Source organism: Mucilaginibacter sp. OK098, assembly GCF_900142915.1.
In the GTDB taxonomy this organism is placed as follows: Bacteria; Bacteroidota; Bacteroidia; order Sphingobacteriales; family Sphingobacteriaceae; genus Mucilaginibacter.
On the sequence record NZ_FRCM01000002.1, the window covers coordinates 181246 to 202069 of the forward strand.

Annotated in this window: 22 protein-coding genes and 1 tRNA gene; 15 read left to right on the top strand and 8 right to left on the bottom strand. The window is 40.2% G+C overall.

Annotation, left to right across the window (positions count from 1 at the left end):
* The first annotated feature begins 1 nt into the window (after window position 1).
* The 6 genes from BUE31_RS07800 (at window position 2) to BUE31_RS07820 (ending at window position 7815) form a co-directional block, all read left to right on the top strand.
* Entirely contained in the window at window positions 2-1528 is a 1527-nt protein-coding gene (locus BUE31_RS07800) for a RagB/SusD family nutrient uptake outer membrane protein (protein WP_073402060.1), read from the top strand.
* Window positions 1529-1574: 46 nt separating this feature from the next.
* Window positions 1575-3620, top strand: coding sequence for a GSCFA domain-containing protein (locus tag BUE31_RS07805; RefSeq protein ID WP_073402063.1), 2046 nt, complete (start codon window positions 1575-1577; stop codon window positions 3618-3620).
* Window positions 3621-3624: 4 nt separating this feature from the next.
* Window positions 3625-4023 (top strand): hypothetical protein, encoded by a 399-nt coding sequence (locus tag BUE31_RS07810; RefSeq protein ID WP_073402066.1) that lies wholly within the window; start codon window positions 3625-3627, stop codon window positions 4021-4023.
* 4 nt (window positions 4024-4027) lie between these two features.
* Window positions 4028-4177 carry a DUF5989 family protein gene (locus BUE31_RS31390; protein WP_234997775.1) on the top strand — a complete coding sequence of 50 codons (150 nt, stop codon included), beginning with the start codon at window positions 4028-4030 and terminating at the stop codon, window positions 4175-4177.
* A gap of 2 nt (window positions 4178-4179) precedes the next feature.
* On the top strand, window positions 4180-6042 hold the full coding sequence (locus tag BUE31_RS07815; RefSeq protein ID WP_073402069.1) for a carbamoyltransferase family protein: 1863 nt from the start codon (window positions 4180-4182) through the stop codon (window positions 6040-6042).
* Window positions 6043-6549: 507 nt separating this feature from the next.
* Window positions 6550-7815: a hypothetical protein gene (locus BUE31_RS07820; RefSeq protein WP_200801890.1), complete on the top strand. Its 1266-nt coding sequence runs from the start codon at window positions 6550-6552 to the stop codon at window positions 7813-7815.
* A 134-nt stretch (window positions 7816-7949) separates the two neighbouring features.
* On the opposite strand, the gene BUE31_RS07825 is transcribed toward BUE31_RS07820, so the two are convergent.
* Window positions 7950-8022 (bottom strand) — tRNA-Phe (locus tag BUE31_RS07825).
* Between the two features lie 229 nt (window positions 8023-8251).
* Between BUE31_RS07825 and BUE31_RS07830 the strand changes: the two genes are divergently transcribed.
* From BUE31_RS07830 to BUE31_RS07840, 3 genes are read left to right on the top strand one after another with little or no spacing between them, the layout of a single operon-like run.
* Entirely contained in the window at window positions 8252-9562 is a 1311-nt protein-coding gene (locus BUE31_RS07830; protein ID WP_073402072.1) for a 4Fe-4S dicluster domain-containing protein, read from the top strand.
* Between the two features lie 12 nt (window positions 9563-9574).
* Entirely contained in the window at window positions 9575-10006 is a 432-nt protein-coding gene (locus tag BUE31_RS07835) for a DUF2750 domain-containing protein (protein ID WP_073402075.1), read from the top strand.
* Window positions 10007-10028: 22 nt separating this feature from the next.
* Window positions 10029-10817 (top strand): (Fe-S)-binding protein, encoded by a 789-nt coding sequence (locus BUE31_RS07840; RefSeq protein ID WP_073402078.1) that lies wholly within the window; start codon window positions 10029-10031, stop codon window positions 10815-10817.
* Here the strand turns inward: BUE31_RS07840 and BUE31_RS07845 are convergent.
* On the bottom strand, window positions 10812-11294 hold the full coding sequence (locus BUE31_RS07845) for a hypothetical protein (RefSeq protein WP_073402080.1): 483 nt from the start codon (window positions 11292-11294) through the stop codon (window positions 10812-10814). The genes BUE31_RS07840 and BUE31_RS07845 overlap by 6 nt on opposite strands.
* A gap of 46 nt (window positions 11295-11340) precedes the next feature.
* Between BUE31_RS07845 and BUE31_RS07850 the strand changes: the two genes are divergently transcribed.
* The 4 genes from BUE31_RS07850 (at window position 11341) to BUE31_RS07865 (ending at window position 13378) form a co-directional block, all read left to right on the top strand.
* Window positions 11341-11826, top strand: coding sequence for an ABC transporter ATPase (locus tag BUE31_RS07850; protein WP_073403056.1), 486 nt, complete (start codon window positions 11341-11343; stop codon window positions 11824-11826).
* 89 nt (window positions 11827-11915) lie between these two features.
* On the top strand, window positions 11916-12203 hold the full coding sequence (locus tag BUE31_RS07855) for a YciI family protein (protein ID WP_073403058.1): 288 nt from the start codon (window positions 11916-11918) through the stop codon (window positions 12201-12203).
* A 21-nt stretch (window positions 12204-12224) separates the two neighbouring features.
* Window positions 12225-12836 (top strand): DUF1801 domain-containing protein, encoded by a 612-nt coding sequence (locus BUE31_RS07860; RefSeq protein WP_073402082.1) that lies wholly within the window; start codon window positions 12225-12227, stop codon window positions 12834-12836.
* 116 nt (window positions 12837-12952) lie between these two features.
* Window positions 12953-13378: a hypothetical protein gene (locus tag BUE31_RS07865; RefSeq protein ID WP_143167054.1), complete on the top strand. Its 426-nt coding sequence runs from the start codon at window positions 12953-12955 to the stop codon at window positions 13376-13378.
* Window positions 13379-13907: 529 nt separating this feature from the next.
* Here the strand turns inward: BUE31_RS07865 and mtgA are convergent.
* From mtgA to rpsF, 4 genes are all read right to left on the bottom strand, one after another.
* Window positions 13908-14669: a monofunctional biosynthetic peptidoglycan transglycosylase gene (gene mtgA, locus BUE31_RS07870; RefSeq protein ID WP_083619494.1), complete on the bottom strand. Its 762-nt coding sequence runs from the start codon at window positions 14667-14669 to the stop codon at window positions 13908-13910.
* A gap of 289 nt (window positions 14670-14958) precedes the next feature.
* Window positions 14959-15402 (bottom strand): 50S ribosomal protein L9, encoded by a 444-nt coding sequence (gene rplI, locus BUE31_RS07875; RefSeq protein WP_073402088.1) that lies wholly within the window; start codon window positions 15400-15402, stop codon window positions 14959-14961.
* A 15-nt stretch (window positions 15403-15417) separates the two neighbouring features.
* The gene (rpsR, locus tag BUE31_RS07880; protein ID WP_073402091.1) at window positions 15418-15681 is read right to left on the bottom strand and encodes a 30S ribosomal protein S18; all 264 of its coding nucleotides are present in this window, start codon (window positions 15679-15681) and stop codon (window positions 15418-15420) included.
* Window positions 15681-16043: a 30S ribosomal protein S6 gene (rpsF, locus tag BUE31_RS07885; RefSeq protein WP_073402094.1), complete on the bottom strand. Its 363-nt coding sequence runs from the start codon at window positions 16041-16043 to the stop codon at window positions 15681-15683. The genes rpsR and rpsF overlap by 1 nt, the downstream gene beginning before the upstream one ends.
* 179 nt (window positions 16044-16222) lie before the next feature.
* Here rpsF and BUE31_RS07890 point away from each other — a divergent pair, with 179 nt between their 5' ends.
* Window positions 16223-16459, top strand: coding sequence for a hypothetical protein (locus tag BUE31_RS07890; RefSeq protein WP_073402097.1), 237 nt, complete (start codon window positions 16223-16225; stop codon window positions 16457-16459).
* Here BUE31_RS07890 and BUE31_RS07895 read toward each other — a convergent pair.
* Window positions 16456-16770 (bottom strand): hypothetical protein, encoded by a 315-nt coding sequence (locus BUE31_RS07895; protein WP_073402099.1) that lies wholly within the window; start codon window positions 16768-16770, stop codon window positions 16456-16458. The genes BUE31_RS07890 and BUE31_RS07895 overlap by 4 nt on opposite strands.
* Before the next feature lie 1696 nt (window positions 16771-18466).
* On the opposite strand from BUE31_RS07895, the gene BUE31_RS31305 reads away from it, so the two are divergent.
* Complete coding sequence (locus BUE31_RS31305) at window positions 18467-19828, top strand: glycosyltransferase family 25 protein (RefSeq protein ID WP_083619497.1); 1362 nt, start codon at window positions 18467-18469, stop codon at window positions 19826-19828.
* 53 nt (window positions 19829-19881) lie between these two features.
* On the opposite strand, the gene BUE31_RS07915 is transcribed toward BUE31_RS31305, so the two are convergent.
* Window positions 19882-20655 (bottom strand): helix-turn-helix transcriptional regulator, encoded by a 774-nt coding sequence (locus BUE31_RS07915; RefSeq protein ID WP_073402108.1) that lies wholly within the window; start codon window positions 20653-20655, stop codon window positions 19882-19884.
* Window positions 20656-20824 lie beyond the last annotated feature (169 nt).

Here is a 20824-nt window from a genome sequence, read left to right on the forward strand (position 1 = left end):
GATGAAAACTAAATATTCACTACTATTTGCCTTGCTTGCTTTATTTGCGATTACGGGCTGTGTGAAACTTAAAGAGGACCCAAAAGCTACCTTAACACCGGCATCCTATTTTCAAACGCAAAACGATCTTGACGCGTCAGTTAATGCCATGTATATTCAACTTGCCAGGGATGGCGCATGGGGATTTACCAGTAAGGAAACCTCTTATTTTGGCTCGGATGACCTAACAACCGATCCGGCCTTAAATAAGGCTGATATGCGTGATTTTGATAAATTATCAGGCAATAGCGCAAATCAAAGTATGCTAAACCAATGGCAGGGGCCCTGGGCGGCAGTTTACCAGGCAAATAATATTATTGCCAACTATGCTAAAGTTAATTCAACAGATGCTTTAAAAAGCGAAGCGGCAGGTCAGTGTTATTTTATAAGGGGATTATGTTATTATTACCTGGTAAGAACATTTGGCCCTTTGCCACTTGTGTTAGCTCCTCAAAGCCTGGATGCACGGCCCCCAAGAGCTGATGTTGCTTCGGTTTATGCACAAATAATAAGCGATTTACAAACCGCCAAAAAAATGTTGGGTTCAACGCCAACCCAGGGAAGGCCAACCAGTTATTCTGCAAGTGCTTGCTTAGCTGATGTTTACTTAACCATGGCCGGCTGGCCGTTAAATCAAACCAGCAATTATGCCCTGGCGGCTGCAGAAGCCAATGTAGTTATGCAGGCAGGTGCATATAATTTAAATACACCTTACGACCAGGTTTTTACTACTAACAATTGTTCTGAATCTATTTTTGAATTGGAATACAGTGTTGTTGGCAACTTACCTAACCGTAGTTTTGGATCTTCAAATGTCCCACTGGACGAGGTTGCCCTTAACGGAAATAGCGGGTGGGATGATGTTTACCCTGAGATAAACTTCTTTAAAAATGCGCCGGTGTGTTCAAGAACCGATCTTACTTTTTATACTACACTTAAGTTAAGAAATGCAGATAAAGTAACCTTTACGCTTACTCCGTGGGATTCGCCGACAACACATGCGCGACACCCCTATTACAAAAAATTCAGGGCAGGGCTTAACGGCGACGGTGTTAAAGAAACAGCTACCCAGATCATTGATATGCAGCCGAGCACTAATAAAGCGACGATTATTATTCGTTATCCGCAGGTTTTGTTAGATTATGCGGAAGCGACTGATATGACTGGCGGCGGCCCTACCGGAGCTGGCTATGCCGCTATTAATATGGTACGTGCGCGTGCGGGCGAGACTCCGTTAACACCCGGGCTTTCCCAAACAGCATTCCGTGATGCTGTAGTAAATGAAAGAGCATATGAGTTTGCCGGCGAATTTGGCATGCGCTGGTTTGATATTGTTCGTTTGCAATTGCTTCCGGCTGTTATTGCTGCAAGGAATCCTGTAGAAAATGCAATTCCGGGGGGAATAAATGTCGCCGATAAATACCTGGCGCCTATTCCTTTTACTGAAATGACGCTTAATCCGCAATGGAAGCAAAATGCGGGTTATTAATTTGTACTTTAGATGTACCCGTTTTGAACCAATGATGAGCTAATTCATGTCAAAAAAATCATCACAGCCCTTAACAAAGGGGGCATCTAAAAAAAGGATAATTTTATTTAAAGGGATCAGTATTATACTGGTCCCTTTGCTTATTTTGTTTTTATTGGAGCTGCTTTTACGAATATTCAATTACGGCAATAACTACAGCCTTTTTATTGAATATAAAGGCGATAAAGATTACCTGGTATTTAATCCGGATGCGTCAAAAAAGTTTTTTACCGAGCAGCAAATTGCCACAAAAGGAAACAGCGAGGTATTTAAAAAGAAAAAAGACAGCAATACGGTACGAATATTTGTACTTGGGGAATCAACCACCATTGGCTATCCTTATTTTCATAATGGATCTTTCCACAGGTGGCTGCAGTATAGGCTGATACATACCTATCCCGATAAAAATTTCGAAATAATTAACCTCTCTTTAACTGCGGTAAACTCATATACTGTACTGGATTTTGCTAAAGAAATTGTAAATTATGAACCGGATGCTGTATTGATCTATACGGGTCATAACGAATTTTATGGTGCCTTGGGAGCTGCGTCAACCCAAACCCTGGGTAGTAATCCCGGCGTTATAAATTTTGTACTTGGACTGCGCGATTTGCGGCTGGCGCAACTGGTCATTAACCTTTACGGTGGAATAAAAAATACTTTTGGACCAGGCGGCGTAAGGCCCAGCGGCGATAGAATGCAGCTTATGGTTGCCAAACAGGAAATTCCTTATCGTTCTGATCTGTATAAAAAAGGCATCACCCAGTTTAGCGATAACATGGGCGAAATAATGGATCTGTTTGGTAAAAAACACATTCCGCTTTTTGTAAGCAACCTGGTAAGTAATGAAAAGGATCTGAAGCCTTTTATAAGCTTTGACCCCGGGAGTAAATCGCCTGAATTTAAGGTTAGCTTAACAGCCGGGATTAATGCTTTTGCAAAAAACGATTTAAACTCAGCCATAACCTGGTTAAAAAAAGCAGATCAATTATATAGCTCAAGCGCAGTTTGCAATTACTATTTAGGGCAAATTGCCTATAAACAAAGCGATTTTGCGAACGCTAAAAGGTACTATTTAAAAGCCAAAGATCTGGATGGTTTAAGGTTCAGAGCACCTGAACAGTTTAATGAAATATTGGCGGGTTTATGTAATAAATATCCCGGAACACACCTTGTTGATACCAAGGCTGCTTTTGAGAACGTTGCTGGCAATCATATTATAGGCGATGAGTTAACGGTAGACCACGTTCATCCCAATTTAAAAGGGTTTGCAATAATGTCTGATGTGTTTTATGAAGCCATTAAACAATCCCGGGTTATCCCGGCGACTAATGGAAACGGGATGACATTTAAACAGTTATTACAAAAAATGCCAAAAAACTTGGTTGATTCATTAGCAGGTGTTTACAGGGTGCTCAACCTTAAAAAGAGGTGGCCATACAATGATCTGCATGCTTTGGATGCTGTCAAAATTGAATCTAAAGAAGAAACACTTGCCTATAAGCTTGTTTTTGAGAATATAAGATGGGACAATGTAATGAACAATTTATATGAATTCTATTTAAGCAGCCATGAACTGTTGAAGGCAAGAGGTGTGCTTGAAAGTTTATCGCTGGAATATCCCGCAGATCCTGGTATTTATGAACGCATTGCCATGTTAAGCGGAGAGCTCAGGGACGATGAAAATACTTTGTTTTATTTCAAAAAATCATTTAACCTGGCGCCTACTTTTAACAAAGCGCGTTATTTGTTTGTTAACTATTTAAAGATGGGGAAACCAGCTGACGCTATTAGCTATATTGACTATGCTATAAGCAATAATTCTTCCGGCTTTAACCTGGCCCCGGTTAAAAACAACACGGAACAAATTATACAATTGCAAAAGCAATATTTAAGAGATACCACAAACACTGCTGTTTTATTGCAGATAGCAAACTCATGGGCAGGCATGGGTAATAAGGATTACGCAGTAAAGTATGCACAAAAGGTATTGAAGGCCGATCCTGAAAATAAGACAGCCTTGTTACTTCTCACACAAAATAAAAGCCAATAAATAAATGAAAATAGCTAAAAAGTTTTCATCCAGAATCTCCAAAAAGCAATGCATGGAGTTTGGCCAGGTTGCAACCCTGCTCGTTTTAATTTTTGCGCTGCATTATAAAAATGATCATTGGGTTGCTGCAGCATTTGTGCTGATACTGGTTACTATTATTTTACCGATCGTTTTTTATCCATTTGCTGTTGTTTGGTTTGGCTTGTCTGAATTATTAAGTATAGTGAGCCCGGCAATAATATTGACACTTATATTTTTTTTAATTGTAACCCCTGTAGGGTTAATCAGAAGACTTTTAGGAAAGGATAATATGCAACTAAAGCAATTCAAAAAAAACAGGCAATCTGTTATGATTGACAGGAATCATTTATACACAAAATCTGATCTTTTACATACATTTTAAGACGATGGAATTTTTTAAAGAACTATTACTTTTTTTAAAGACCCGGAAAAAATTCTGGTTAATTCCGCTTGTGGTAATATTGCTGCTGTTTTCTATCCTCATCGTGTTAGCAAGTGTGCCTGCTTTAGGGCCCTTGATTTACAGCATATTTTAACAATGGCTGCTATCGCAATACTTGGCATTTCGGCATTTTATCATGATAGCGCAGCAGCGCTTATTATTGATGGCGAAATAATTGCCGCCGCCCAGGAAGAACGGTTTACCCGGGTAAAACACGATGCAAGCTTCCCGGTTAATGCCATAAAATACGTTTTGGAAGAGGCAGGGATGAATTATAACGAACTATCGGCTGTGGTGTTTTATGATAAACCAATGCTTAAGTTTGAGCGCCTGCTTGAAACTTATCATGCCTTTGCGCCAAAAGGTTTGCTGAGCTTTATTAAGGCCATGCCCGTGTGGCTTAACGAAAAGCTTTTTATAAAAAAACTGATCCGTAAAAATATGGCGCAATTTGGAAGTGCCAGCGTGCCGCTGTTATTTCCTGAACATCATTTATCGCATGCGGCCAGTGCTTATTACCCTTCTCCATTTGATGATGCTGCCATTTTAACTATTGATGGTGTTGGTGAATGGGCAACCACTACCATAAGCCATGGAAAGAATAATCAGATAACTATATTAAAAGAACTTCATTTCCCGCATTCTGTGGGGTTATTATATTCGGCGTTTACGTATTACCTGGGTTTCAAAGTAAACAGCGGCGAGTACAAACTGATGGGATTGGCCCCCTATGGTAATCCGGATTCTGCTCAAACAGCTGAATTTAAGCAAAAGATATTGGCTGAATTGGTTGATGTAAAAGAAGATGGTTCCATAATTCTTAACATGCAATATTTTGATTTTGTTACAAAATTAAGAATGGCAAATGATAAGAGATGGGAAAACTTATTTGGGATCCCAAGGCGGCAGCCGGAATCTGAGATCAGCCAGGCGCACATGAACTTTGCATTAGCTGCTCAGGAAGTAACCGAGCTGATAATAGTAGCATTGGCTGGTACGGCGCAAAAGATTACCGGTAGTAAAAACCTGGTTATGGCTGGCGGAGTTGCTTTAAATTGCGTAGCAAACAGTAAAATAGCCAAGGCGGGACTGTTTGATCAGACCTGGATCCAGCCTGCGGCAGGTGATGCTGGTGGTGCGTTAGGGGCTGCTTATGTTGCTTATCATATTTGGGCCGGGGGCGATAAAAAATCAGTTGGTTCTTCCGATGCTATGAAAGGCGTTTACCTGGGTCCGCAACATGAGGATAAGGATATCCTGAATATGATCCGTAAATATGAAGCGGACTATTTGCATTTTGAAAATTTTGAGGAATTAACAGATATAGTGAGCCAAAAAGTTGCAGATGGGAATGTAGTCGGCTGGTTCCAGGGCAGGATGGAGTTTGGTCCGCGGGCACTGGGTAACCGGAGCATTCTTGGCGATCCAAGGAATCCGGCGATGCAAAAGATCATCAACGTAAAAATAAAGGCGCGGGAGGAATTCAGGCCATTTGCACCCAGTGTTTTACTGGAAGACGTGAGCCGCTATTTTAAAACAAATTTAAGTTCTCCCTATATGCTCTTTGTCGAATCAGTAAATGATGAACTTCGAAAAGATAAACCCGGGAACTATTACGAGCTTGAATTGTATGATCGCTTATATCAGATCCGTTCAGAAATTCAGTCCGTTACCCACGTTGATTATTCAGCCAGGATCCAAACCGTTAGCAAAGAGGATAATCCGAAATTTTGGCAACTGCTCAATAGTTTTAAAAAACTAACAGGTTGCAGCCTATTAATCAATACCTCCTTTAATTTGAGGGGCGAACCAATTGTATGTACGCCTCTGGATGCTTATCTGGGTTTTATGCATACGGATATGAATTACCTGGTAATAGGAAATTATCTGTTCGATAAAACCGCGCAAAAGCCACTGCCTCAAAAAGAAACAGGAAAAATGAGGTTCTCTTTAGATTAACTACCACCAGCAAAAGGATCAATGTCATTAAGTTAAGAGAACGTGGACTATAACTAACCACATGACAACATCCAATAGCCCCACCTAAACGGCATAGCCCTCATGAACGCCCATAAAAAATAAACAACCGTGAATAATCCTCCCCGGTAGGGAGTACTTGAAAAAAATAAACGCGGGCGAAGCTAAAGTCTCCCCTACCGGGGGAGATTTAGAGGGGGCAATCAAGCTTTTGGGGAGAATCACGTTTGTGTTATCTCTTAACTTAATGACATTGGGCTAACGATAGCATTTTTGGCAGTAAGCCCCATTCAAACCACAAATCAGGATTTATTTTTAAACATTGATGGAATATTTAATGTTTTATTAATTCTTAATTAAGGATTAAACATTCTTTTGAAAGAAAGATCACAAGCCATATTAACCAGGCTTATAACCAAATTTAGTACCTATATGCATATTTCTAAGCAAACTCCCTTAACCAGGGCTTGGTCATTCTACATAATATCAATGGAATTTTTTATCCTTGTTTTAACGAACTTTTGCCTTGCTGGATCTGCACAGGCAAGTTCATTATCCCACAAAACAAGCATAGCTATTAATGCCCGTTCGGAAAAGAAAGACTATAAATTCAATACTACTATCTCCCGCTACGTATTAGAAAATTACCTCGACAGGTCAATTACCATGCAAAGTCTTCTTGTTGGAAAAGGCGATTTTGACGACAACCTTCGGATGATTAAAAATATAGGAGCTAAGTTTATTGGAAGAAGTGTATGCCAGTGGGGTGAAGAAGCTGATATTCCGAAAAACCTGCAAAAGGAAAAAGAGCTTGCTGAAAAAGTACATGAAAGCGATCCGGATATTATTTTACAGGCCTGCATTTTTGAAATTGTAACTAACCAGGTTGATCAGCTTGCTATCCCCGACTGGGCATTTACTGCCCTGGGAGTGCCGGTAGAAAAGCGGAATTTCAAATATGCGAATATGTTATACCCCGACGGGAAATTTAAAAACCAATGGGGAAAGGGATCTGTACCTGATGTAAGCCAGTTGGAAACTAAACTTTATTTCTATTACCTCGCTGTATCCTATATTAATATTGGCATTGAAGGCATTCACTTTGGGCAGGTGGAGCTCATGAATAAAAACGACCCTGATCTTGATAATTATAACCAGGTGTTAACTTTAATACGAAGTTATGCGGCTAAACATGCCCGCAGGCATATTATAATCTGCGATTCGCATGTTCCCAGTGGTGGCTTTGTACGCAATGGGAAATTGTTAATGGATTTTCACGCCTTTCCGTTAAGAATAATGGAAACACCCGGCCAACCGGAGGAAGCAACATTAAAAGTTGGGCATACAGATGCCCTTTATGGAAGAAGTAAAGGTGGCATTACTCCAAGCGGATGGTCATGTAAACACCTTCCATACTTAGTAGAGTTTGATAATTATGGGGTTAGTAAATCCCCCGGAAAGGAAAAAGCCGGTGACATTCCGTTTTGGGTTTGGGGTTATGATGAAATAAGCTGGTTTGCACATCAAAATAAACAATACCGTACCCAATGGCTCATCTATGCTTACAATTGGGTTAGGAAAACAGATATTAACGGGCACCTGGAAATGCCGGGTGGGCGTCAAACCACATCACCATTGGATCATAAAAAATGGTATTACGCCAATAAACCAAGCGCAGCGGTTCCGGATGGGCAGGGTGATGAGGATACGATTCGCGAAATTTGGGCAACCGGTTTGACTGCTCGGCGATTTTAGGAAAATCTCGCATGATTCGAGAAACGTTAAATAGCTAAATTACTCGATTGAGCATTCATAGAAGAGTAAGGCAAAAATCCCTCTTTAAACAACAAAAAAGCCTATTTTCGTTAGAAAATAGGCTTTTGTTTTTGTGGTATCAGCTGGGATCGAACCAGCGACACAAGGATTTTCAGTCCTTTGCTCTACCGACTGAGCTATGATACCGACCGTTTAAGGACTGCAAATGTAGCGTTTTTTTTATTTTATGATATTTTTTTTTGAAAAAACTTATAAAGCGCTGATTTGTTGGGCAATTAAGTTTACAAAGGCAGATTAAACTTAAGAAAACAGATCCAAACCACTCACTTAATCAACTAATTCAACTCAATCGACTAAATTGATTTGCCTTTTTCAACTTAAAAACTAACTTTGAAAAAATTACTATGCACGCATAATGATTGCACATATCCTGTTTATCATCATCCTGGCTGCCGCTGTTTACCTGTTTAGCAAAAACGTGGCTAAAATAAGGCGCAACATATTGTTAGGCCGCCCTGCCGACCGTTCAGACAACCCGGCCCTGCGCTGGAAAACGATGGCTAAGATCGCACTGGGGCAAACCAAAATGGTAAAACGTCCATTAGCTGCGGTGATGCACTTTTTTATCTATGTGGGCTTCGTCATCATCAACCTCGAGGTGCTGGAGATCATGATAGATGGTATTTTCGGTTCGCACCGCATCTTTTCAAAACCATTGGGAGGCTTATATGGCTTGCTTATCGGAGGCTTCGAGATATTGGCCTTTTTAGTGCTTACCGCCTGTGTGGTTTTCCTTGCCAGGCGTAACATTGCCCATCTGAAGCGTTTTAACGGCACAGAGATGACCAAATGGCCAAAATCTGATGCAAACTATATCCTCATCATCGAAATACTGTTAATGACCGCCTTTTTAACCATGAACGCTGCCGACTATAAATTGCAGCTGTTAAATTTTGGTCACTATATAAAAGCGGGGAGCTTCCCTGTTAGTTCAATCATCGGCCCCTTATTACCGGATAGTGCCGGAGGGCTTGAGCTTATTGAGCGTGGCTGCTGGTGGTTCCACATTATTGGGATCCTGGCATTTTTAAATTACCTGCCCTATTCAAAGCATTTCCATATCCTGCTGGCATTCCCCAATACCTATTATTCAAATCTGCAGGCTAAGGGCGAATTCACCAATATGGCTTCAGTAACCGGGGAGGTAAAGGCCATGCTCGATCCTTCTTTCGTTCCAGAAACCACAGGCGAACCGCAACGTTTTGGGGCAAGGGATGTAACCGACCTTACCTGGAAAAACCTGATGGAGGCTTATACCTGTACTGAATGCGGCAGGTGTACATCGGTTTGTCCGGCCAACATAACCGGCAAACTTTTATCGCCCCGCAAAATAATGATGGATACCCGCGACCGTATTACCGAAGTGGGTAACAATATTGATAAGCATGGCAAAGATTACAGCGATGATAAAACATTGCTTGATAACTATATCACCCGCGAAGAACTTTGGGCCTGTACTACCTGCAATGCCTGTGTGGATGCCTGCCCGGTAAACATTAACCCGCTTGAAATTATAACCGAAATGCGACGATATCTGGTGATGGAAGAATCACAAGCTCCTGCAAGTCTGAACAATATGTTTAGCAATGTTGAAAACAACGGCGCACCGTGGAAGTATAGTCCGGCTGATAGGTTTAACTGGGCTGATACAGCTAATGAAAAATAAGAAAAAAGAAGAATGTTACAGGATACAGCAGCAGAATACAAAAAATTTATTGAAAGCGTAGCCGCATCAAAGCTTGTATGGGGGTTAAAAAACAAGCAGGGGTTCGCAAATTCAAATTCCAGCGATGATGATGGAGTTAGCGTGATCCCGTTTTGGTCGGAAAGAGCTTATGCCAAATCCTGTGCCAGCGGCGAGTGGAAAGGCTACGTACCCACAGAGATCCCGTTATCGGAGTTTTTAGAAAGCTGGTGTATGGAAATGGCTGAAGAAGAAATTGTGGCCGGGATTAACTGGGATGCCAACCTGTATGGAACAGAAAGCGAAGCCTTAAATTTGGCGCTCGACATTCTTAACCGATTAGCCGCAATAAATTCGGCAATCACTTTTTCAAATTACAAAAGTATAAACGAGTATATAACCGGGATCAAAGAATCGGTTGATTAAGTTACAAACAAAAGCATAAACAATGAGCCAAAATATTCCTGTCATGGCCGAAATGGCTGCCGAAGGCAAACAACCCGAGATCTTGTTTTGGGTAGGTTGTGCAGGCAGTTTTGATGAAAGGGCGCAAAAGATAACAAGAGATATCTGTAAGATCCTGAATCATGTAGGGATCAGCTTTGCCGTGTTAGGCACCGAAGAAAGCTGCACTGGCGACCCGGCAAAGCGTGCGGGGAATGAGTTTTTGTTCCAGATGCAGGCGATGGCTAATATCCAGGTGCTTGATGCCTATCAAATTAAAAAGATAGTAACCGGCTGCCCCCATTGTTTCAATACCATAAAAAATGAATATCCAGGACTTGGCGGCAATTACGAGGTGATCCACCATTCGCAACTTATCCAGCAATTAATTGATGAAGGCAAACTAAAGGCTGAGGGAGGGGAAAGCTTTAAAGGTAAAAAGATAACCTATCATGACCCTTGTTATCTTGGGCGCGGTAATAACGTTTATGAAGCTCCACGCAAGGCATTGGAGATCCTTGATGCCGAATTGGTTGAGATGAAACGCTGCAAAAGCAATGGCCTCTGCTGTGGTGCAGGAGGCGCCCAAATGTTTAAAGAACCTGAAAAAGGAAATAAAGATATTAATGTTGAGCGCATGACCGACATTTTGGAAAGCAAGGCCACGGTGGTTGCTGCCGCCTGCCCATTTTGCATGACCATGCTGCGCGATGGCGTTAAGCATGAAAACAAGGAAGAAGAGATCCAGGTACTGGATATTGCGGAGATAACAGTAAGGGCGAATGGGTTATAACCCCTTCCCCTTAAAATAATTAAAGGCTTCCCTTAGGCTATCCAAACGTTCCGGTTCCATATTCTTTACAGGGATATTTAATACTGTAGTCATGCTGTCAACATCGCCTCTGCGATCGTTTTTAGTTTGACAGATAATATCATCGGCTATGGTTTTTATTTCCAGCGTGCCTGCGGTAGTATTGCCGCTATAATCCATATCCTTTAAATTATGAAGGTTAAAAGAATAAAATTCCTCTTTACCCTTAGCATAGATCTTGCGTAACCGAATGAATGCATCCGCGGTTACTGTAAACTCAAATTTCTTAAGTTTTGGGTCGGTTGATGTGTTGTACGATTGTGTAAGACACTTGTAGGTCCATAGTTGCCAGTCTTCGGCAGTAGCACCGGGCTTAAAGCAGTAGCTTACGCTAATGGCAATAAAAATAGCCGCCAGCAGTAAGCATTTCTTTATTCTGTACAGATCTGATCGTAACATGACAACAAAATTAAATCCGAAGTTAATAAATTGCATAGCTTTGTGCATGCAATTTTCAGAAAATTCACGGGTTTGGGTTTATCAGGTAAACAGGAAACTATCTGATAACGAAGTTGGAGAACTAAAAGTATTGTTAAATAGCTTTACTACCGGCTGGACAGCCCACAACAATCAGCTTAAAGCAATGGCCGAAATAAGGTATAACCGCTTTTTGATATTGATTGTGGATGAAAGCCAGGCAGGCGCCAGCGGTTGCTCTATTGATAAATCTGTCCACTTTATGCAGCAGGTAGAAACAAAGTTTAACATTAACCTGTTCGACCGCTTTAACCTGGCTTACAGGGAAGGCAACGAAATACTTTCAGCCCCACGCCATGAATTTGAAGAATTGCTTAAACAAGGCAACATTAATACCAATACTATTGTGTTTAACAACATGGTTCAAAACCTGGCAGAACTGAACAGCAAATGGGAAGTACCATTTAAAGATAGCTGGCATATTCAATTGTTCAGGGATTTGGTAACGGTATAACCGTCATTGGTCATTGTGTCATTAGTCATTATTTGGCTGATGATCGATAATACAAATGACCAATGACACAATGACTAATGACTAAAACCATGTTCATCATCAACCTCACCTACATTGTCCCCTTCGAAGAACTAGATCAGCACATGGCTGAGCACGTAAAACACCTGGATAAGTATTATGACAAAAAAATCTTTGTAGCATCGGGCCGGAAAGTGCCACGTACAGGCGGCGTTATATTAGCCCTGGCAGATAGTAAAACTGTTGTAGAAGAAATAATTAAAGAAGATCCTTTCTATAAGCATAAGCTTGCTGATTTTGATATCACCGAGTTTTTAACTTCCAAATACCATCCTGATCTAAAAAATTTGCTGGGTTAATTTTTGTAATTAACTTTAGCTATGGAACAATACGATGCCCGGGTTGACGCCTACATTGCCAAGGCTGCCCCATTTGCAAAACCTATTCTTGAACATATCCGCGAAGTGGTACATAAAGCCTCACCGCTAATAACTGAAACCGTTAAATGGGGAATGCCTTTTTTTGATTATAAAGGCCCTGTTTGTATGATGGCTTCATTTAAACAGCACCTTGGTTTCGGTTTTTGGAAAGCATCGCGACTAAACGACCCTGCTGGCTTACTAAAAGGCAGTGACGAAGAAGCCGCCGCCGGGAGTTTTGGCCGTATTGAAAAAATGGAAGACCTCCCGCCTGCCGAAGCACTGGCAGATTTTGTACGGCAGATGATTGCCATAAACGAATCAGGCGTCAAAGAAGCAAAAAAGCCTGCCGCCCCAAAAGCCGAAATCGCCATGCCTGATGATTTTAACGACCTGTTGAGCGGCAATCCGAAGGCCCTGGAAAACTTCTTCAATTTCAGCCCGTCAAAAAAGAAGGAGTACCTGGAATGGATTGTTGAATCAAAAAGCGATACAACCCGCCAAAAACGCATGGAACAAGCGCTGGAATGGATAAATGAAGGAAAGTCGAGGAACTGGAAATATCAGCGATAGTGAGTGGTTGATTGGGTTGGATTAGGTTGATTGAGTTCGATAATTAGTTAAAACTTATTTTATTTTAACTATTAAAATAATTATATTAGACCTATTAACCTTAATCAATAAAAAATATGAAAAAACTTATTTTACTATGCAGTATTATGCTGATGTATTGCATTGCAGTTAAAGCGCAAACCATTACAGCAGATGCCAAGGCCAAAAATGATGCAATAACCGATGTGAAAGCACCTGTTAATGCAGCCACTGCTACTATGCCAACCGTATCTGTAGCTTTGCAAAACAATACTGGTTGTTGTACTTATCAAATACAGTTTATTCCATTAGATCCTGGTGGAACTTCTGCTTCTTATAACTTCTCGTCGCCACAAAATGTAAACATAGTAGCCGGCCATTATAATGTAGGTATGCGTGGCCCGGGTGGAACGCTACATTTTTCTTATTCAACATGCGCAACGTCAGGAAGTGCTACCGGGCCAAATGCACTGTTTTCTAACGTGTACATTTGTTCAAACGGCACTTTTTCCGTAAACCCATAATGCTGCGATGTTATTTTTGGAATCAATAAGTATTGGCTATCACCGTACTATGCTTCTTTGATAAATGGCACCGGTGTTTAAACCCAATAATATTAATTACGTCCCCGCAAGATCTTTTAAAAGATATATGCGGGGACGTATTGTAAAAACAGGTTTTGTAACTAATTATTTGAAATAAAGTTACTTCATATAACTCCAAATAATAATTTCCCCTTTAGGCTACCGTGTACCCACATCTTTATAAATAGGATAGAAAGCCATTTGACTGACCCATAGGGTCTGCCCCTTTGTAGAATATGCACGAACACGATTTTTACCTCGTAGAGGTTACCCTTCTACGCCATAAAATTAATCAGCACAAGTAAACGCGGACTAAGGGTAGCCTCGATGAGGCAATATATTTGGTATTCTATCTTCCTACAAAGGGGTAGACCCTATGGGTCAAGCCTTTGTAAATACTATATCATTCTCTACAACGATGCACCAACATCATAAAAAACTTGTGGGTACACGGTAGCCCGGTAGGGGGCTAAAACTCCAGCGGCCCCAGCCTTCGCATATTCTTCATTATCAAATACTGCCTGTGCCTTAAATACCGTGTGGGGTGTGTTGCCGACCATTTTAGCGGACTTGGAAATATCACCGCAATAGCAGCTGCTTCATGATTGGTTAATTGAGATGCCGGTTTATTAAAGTATGCCTGCGATGCTGCCTCAACGCCATAAATACCATCGCCCATTTCAATTACATTAAGGTAAACTTCCATAATGCGCTTTTTACCCCAAAAAATTTCCATCAGCAACGTAAACCATGCTTCAAATCCTTTACGGATAATTGACCGGCCCGGCCAAAGGAAAACGTTCTTGGCGGTTTGTTGCGATATAGTGCTCCCCCCTATCAGTTTTTTACTGTTTGCATTTTTCTTAATGGCTTTTTCAATCGACTTAAAATCAAATCCGTGATTCTCTAAAAACGACTGATCTTCAGCAGCCACAGCAGCACGTTTCATGGATGGTGCAATATTATCAAAGCTTTTCCATTGCTTATCTATTTTCCATTCCTTACCGTCAGCTTTACGCTCAAAACCACGCTGGATCATAAGCCAGGTAACAGGCGGATTAACAAATCGGAATAGTATCACAAAGAAAAGGCTCCCTGCAACAAAAGCTATAAATACCAGTTTTACAACCCGAAAGATCAGCCGCCACAGGCCGCCTTTAAAAAATCCTTTTGACCCTCCACTGGCTGATTTATTATTTGAAACGGACTTTTTGCTCCGGGTAGTTTTCATTCTTTAAAAATAGAATTTTGATTTCGGAATTCGGATGTTCGATTTCGGAATTATTTAGCAGGTATTATATTCATTATGTCATTGCGATCCGCTGATTAGCGGAGGCAACCGCGAACTATACAGAGCAAATTGAAAGGTATAGAACTTGCATAGCGGTTGTGTAAAGTTCGCGGTTGCTTCGTTCCTCGCAATGACAAGATTTTTATCAACAAAAAAGGTGTCAAGCTTTCACTTAACACCTTTAAATTATATTTTTCTAAATCCGAAATCGAAATTCCGAAATCCGAAATTACTCAGCTACCACTTCAAAAGGAACCTGAACTTTAACCTCTTTGTGCAGGTTAACGTTAGCGATGTATTCGCCAACAAATTTTGGTTCTGTTTCAAAAGTAATGCGGCGGCGATCTACTTCAAAGCCTTCTTTCTTCAATGCATCAGCTACCTGGATGGTATTGATAGCACCAAATATTTTACCGGTTTCGCCAGCTTTAGCGCCGATAGTAAGTTTAACACCTTCTAAACGGGCAGCAATAGCATCAGCATCCTTACGGATCTTGTCTTGTTTAAACTGAGCCTGTTTAAGGTTTTCAGCTAAAACTTTACGGGCGCTTACTGTAGCTTGTATAGCATAACCTTTTGGGATAAGGTAGTTACGGCCATAACCTGGCTTTACTTTCACTACATCGTCTTTATCACCTAAGTGTTTTACGTCTTGTTTTAAAATAACTTCCATTTTTCTACCTCCTGATTATTTTAATGAATCTGTAACATAAGGTAATAAACCGATATGGCGAGCACGCTTAACAGCCTGAGCCACTTTACGCTGAAACTTTAATGAAGTTCCGGTTAAACGGCGTGGTAATACTTTACCCTGGTCGTTAACAAACTTTAATAAAAAGTTAGCGTCTTTGTAATCAATATACTTGATCCCGTTCTTTTTAAAACGGCAGTATTTTTTACGTGTGTCCTCTACTTTAGGGGCAGTAACGTATTTAATCTGGTCATTTGCCATTAGTGTGCTGCCTCCTCTGTTTTAGGTTTTTTGTTGAAAGCACCACTGCGTTTCTTGTCATTGTAAGCAATGGCATGTTTATCTAAAGCAATGGTAAGGAAACGTAACACGCGCTCGTCACGACGTAGTTCAACTTCCAATTTGTTAATTAAATCACCTGGAGCCTTAAATTCAGTTAAGTGATAGTACCCTGTAGTCTTCTTTTGAATAGGGTACGCTAATTTTCTCAAACCCCAATTATCCTCCTGGACAATTTCGGCTCCGTTATCAGTAAGAATTTTGCTGTATTTGGCAATAGCCTCTGCAGCAACATCTACTGTTAACAACGGGGTTAGAACGATCACAATTTCGTACTGTTGCATTGTTATACTTTGATTTTAAATAATTTACCCGCTATTACGGGGCTGCAAATGTACACATTATTACACATCTTTTCACACAAATTTCACATTTTTTCACACCGGCGACAGAAAATACAATGACCAGGTTAAAAGGCGCGGTATTTACTGGCAGATCAGCAATTTATACTTAATTTTGAGCCATGATATTACCAGGAACTGAAAAAGAAAAAATTGTTCATACCATTAGTACCGATGATACCTATACAGAATTTTCACCCGGTGGGGATGATGATTCAGATGGGGATGATTGGGATGACGAAGACGATGAAAATTTTGACGACATGGCCGATGATGAAAATAACCTGCACGATATTATTGTTGAGGAGGATCTTGAAGATCCTAATGATGATGATCACCTGCCTGACGATGATTTTTAAGCTGCGAGATCATTATAAATATCCCGCTCCATTGTAATATTTAATTTAGTAAGCAGTTCAGCAGGATTGAAGCCAATACGCTGATATTCTGCCTGTACAGCTGCTTTAGCCCTGGCAAGCACTTCGGCGTTTTGCCATATGGCAATGGTTATTAGCACAGTGTTTCCGGTTTCATCTGTCCGCTGATAAATTGAATCTTCAATAAAGCCTTCAAGTTTTTTTATAAAGTTCCTGTTATAATTGAGCCTGTCTGTGAATTCTGTCCCTGTATTTGCAGGGATCAGGAATTTATCAATAAATATTTGTTTCATGATTTTTTGTGTTAGATCCTGTTGAAATTTATTTCTCAAAATTCCGGATAAACACGGTTCAATGCTTGTAAAAAATCATTGATTTAATTTTTCGGTCTTCATCTTAAACCCAAAAAAATTAGCGCATAAAATACTTGTATCATTGACATATATTTATTTATATTGCAATACCAATTATATTGCAACTTAATATAAGTACTAACTGTACAACAAAACCTTATCATGAAAAATAGTCTCTCGCAGGTTTTAACCCGTTTTGCAAGCAAAATTGATCTACTTATTACCAGTAATGGTATCAATGATGGATTAGATACACATCCTGATCATCTCAAAGCGCAGCACTTTATTACCGGGTGCAACCTCCCAAAAACTATAAACCGGAAGATATAAAATATTTATATAAAGCAAAGAAATTGTCTCGAGAACAATAAGTTGCCTGCCTTCGGTAAAACAGGATAGGGAAAAGCCGCAACCCGATAATAGAGGCGAATTTAAACATATTATCATGAAAAAATTAAAGCTCGAAGCGCTCCAAATGAGCGCTGGAGGAAAGCTTACGAGGGAACAGCTCAGGAATGTGGTTGGAGGAAGCGTAGGAATTTATTGTCTAATTGACCTTGATTGTGGAGCTGGTGCTCCTACATTGTACAAATGCGTGAATAATTTGTGTGCTGCGACTGGTACCGGTCCGGGTCATTGTTACAGCGACAGTGATTGTACACGAATTGGCTCCTGGTGCAACCAATACGGTGTTTGTACTTAATTTATAATTAACTATTTCGTGCCATCCAGGCCGGCATTTAACAAACTGCTGCGTTCTGGTTTAAATTAATGGTTCTGTTACCAATGTCATTAACTTAAGCGGCGGACGAAATGAACAAAGCTTCGTATTGATCAGTGGCAGTCGTTCTTTTATTTCGTTTATTTCTCTTAACGCTAAAGTTAATGACATTTATTTTCTCTTTATGGTTATTCAGTTCATCTGGTACGAGTTAGATCGGTACAACCCGGTGTTGTCACCGATATACAATACGAAAAAAATTAGTTGCAGCGCAATCCAGGCGGTTAAAATAGCAAAGAAATTGTCTCGAGAACAATAAGTTGCCTGTCTTCGGTAAAACAGGATAGGGAAAAGCCGCAACCCGATAATAGAGGCACAATTTAAACATATTATTATGAAAAAATTAAAGCTCGAAGTGCTCCCAATCAGCGCTGGAGGAAGGCTTACAAGAGCACAGCTCAGAAATGTGATTGGGGGAAGCATAGGCACCCATTGCAGTTATGACATTGATTGCGGTAATACTCAATTTTACTATTGTAACAATCAAATATGTGCCTCTACCGGTACCCAGGTTCAATGCTACAGTAATAGTGATTGCACACGGCCCGGCTCATATTGCACAATATATAGAACTTGTTCTTAATGCCAATTTTAACCGTTTTATTATCCTGACACGCGTTCTGAAAATGCATAAGTCAAGCTAATTAATGGTTTTGTTACGAATGTCGTTAACTTGGGTGGACAGGGATATGGGCAAAGTTTTGTATTGATCAGCAATTATTGATTTTTAATTTTTGTTTATCTCGCTTAAAACTACGGTTAATGACATTTATTTCTTCGCTAGTATCATTGGCTATTTTAATTTAAATAGCCTAATGCAATCATTTTTTAAGTTATTAATGCTAAACCCATAAAATGACCAGTCAGATACCTATCCCCACTTTTATTATTAACCTGAAAAGCAGACCCGACCGTAAAGAACATATACAATATGAATTTGCAGGAAGAGATGAATTTGTGATACAGGTTATTGAACCTATTACACATCAGTATCCAGTTATTAGTTTATGGAATACGATTAAATATGTCGTTTCAGCGGCAACAAATAACAATGACGATTATGTACTAATCTGTGAAGACGACCACATTTTTACACCACAATATTCCTCCGAAGCGCTGAGGGATGCGATTACCGAAGCTGATGAACTGCAGGCGGATGTACTCTCGGGTGGGATCAGTTCGTTAAAAGGCGGTCTGCAGATGTCGGAAAAATTGTTCTGGATGGAGGAATTTTCCGGAACCCAGTTTATAGTTATATTCAGGAGATTCTTTCAAAAGATTTTGGATGCCGATTTTAATGTAAGTGATACCGCAGACTATAAAATTGCGGCGCTGACGGACAATAAATACTTTGTTTTTCCTTTTTTTTCAACCCAGAAAAGCTTTGGTTATTCAGACGTAACACCCAGGAATAATACCCAGGTTAAAGTAGAAAACTTATTCAGGGATACCGCAGTCAACGTACGCATATTAAAAGAGACAGCCACGTTTTATGAATTTAGAAATAAGGAAACGCAATTATTAGCTCCTGTTGAACTGGCTGAAAATATCAGCATTCCTACCTATGTAATTAACCTTCCGGAACGAACTGAACGAAAAGCACACATCATAAGCCAGTTTAAAGGCAGGCCTGAGTTTGATGTAACAATTGTAGAAGCCTGCAAGCATGAAATCGGGGCTGTCGGCTTGTGGCATAGTGTTAGAAAAGTAGTTCAAATGGCTATTGACAACGACGATGACGTAATTATTATTTGTGAAGATGACCATTGCTTTACTGCTGATTATTCAAAAGATTATTTGTTAAAAAATATTTTGGAAGCGCACCGGCAGGATGTTGAATATATGTCGGGCGGTACCAGTTATTTCAACTTTGCTATACCCGTTAGTTCAAACCGTTTTTGGGTGGATACCTGCCTGGCCACGCAATTTGTGGTACTTTATAAAAAAACATTCGAAAGTGTTCTTAGGGAACCATTTGACGATAGTGTTGTTGCTGATATTTTACTATCCCGGATAATCTCAAATAAAATGATCTTGTCGCCTCCAGTTTCGGTACAGCAAAATTTCGGCTATTCAGATGTAAGCGCCATCCATAATAAAAACACTAACCTGGTTGATGAAATGTTTTCCCGGTGTAATGCACGGCTTGCCCAATTGAAAGAGGTAATGGCAAAGCGCCGGTTGGGTGACAAAAAAATAGTAGGAGTATGTAAATAGCCGGTAATATGATGTCCTTTTCAAACGCCCGGTGATATTAACATTCATTTGATTTACCAGAAGGATGGCGACTTGAAAAAGTCTGATGGGGTTTGCCCGGTAAACAGCCTGAAATCTTTATTAAAATGAGATTGATCAAAATAGCCTGCATCATAAGCAAGTTCTGTAAAGTTTTGCTGTTGTTTACCGGCGCTCACTATATTTCTTAACCTGATAACAGATGAGAAGTGTTTTGGCGATGCTCCTGTTGTCTTCCTGAATTTTTTTTCAAAGGCATCCTGGCTTATGTATAAAGAGTTAGCCAAATCCTTTATTTTATAAAAACCTTTGGCGGCATGCAGCTTTTCAATAGCAGCTAAAACTAATTTATCCCCGCCTGTGCTTATAATTTGAGCGGACAGAAACTGATCGATCAAATTTATCCTTTCAAAATTATTTTTTGCGGCTGATAGCTGATCTTCAATCTCAGCTAGCTTTTGGCTGCTGATAAAGTTATAAAGCGGCACACTGTCTTCAAACAATTCGTGAAGCGGTACTTTGAAAAAGGTGCTTGCAGCGGCAGGCTTAAATATAACCAGGATAGTTGCTGCCCCTGCCGAATAGCTTATTAACCGCGAAGATTTTCTTAAACCTGACAGTACAGAAACCGGTGCAACTGTTTCAATGCCTTCGGTTATGTAATTCACATTCCCCTTATACCTGAAAGCCAGCACCAGCGAAGTATCAGGTAATACCTGATTTACATCCCCGTAATTACTTTCAATAACCAGGTAGTTTTTGATGAAAGGCTTTAAAACGTTTGCAGGTATGTAAGTGTTAACGGTCATTTTTATTAAAATACGAAGCAAGTTAAATAGCTTTTACATTCAATCTGCCCTTTTTATGTCATTTTATTCGGCAGAATCAATATGCCTATCTTGAATAAACTAAACACACTGAACAACTTGCAGGGCAAATGCGTTAAAATAAAGCATTTTCTTATGGCTCACTAAGCAA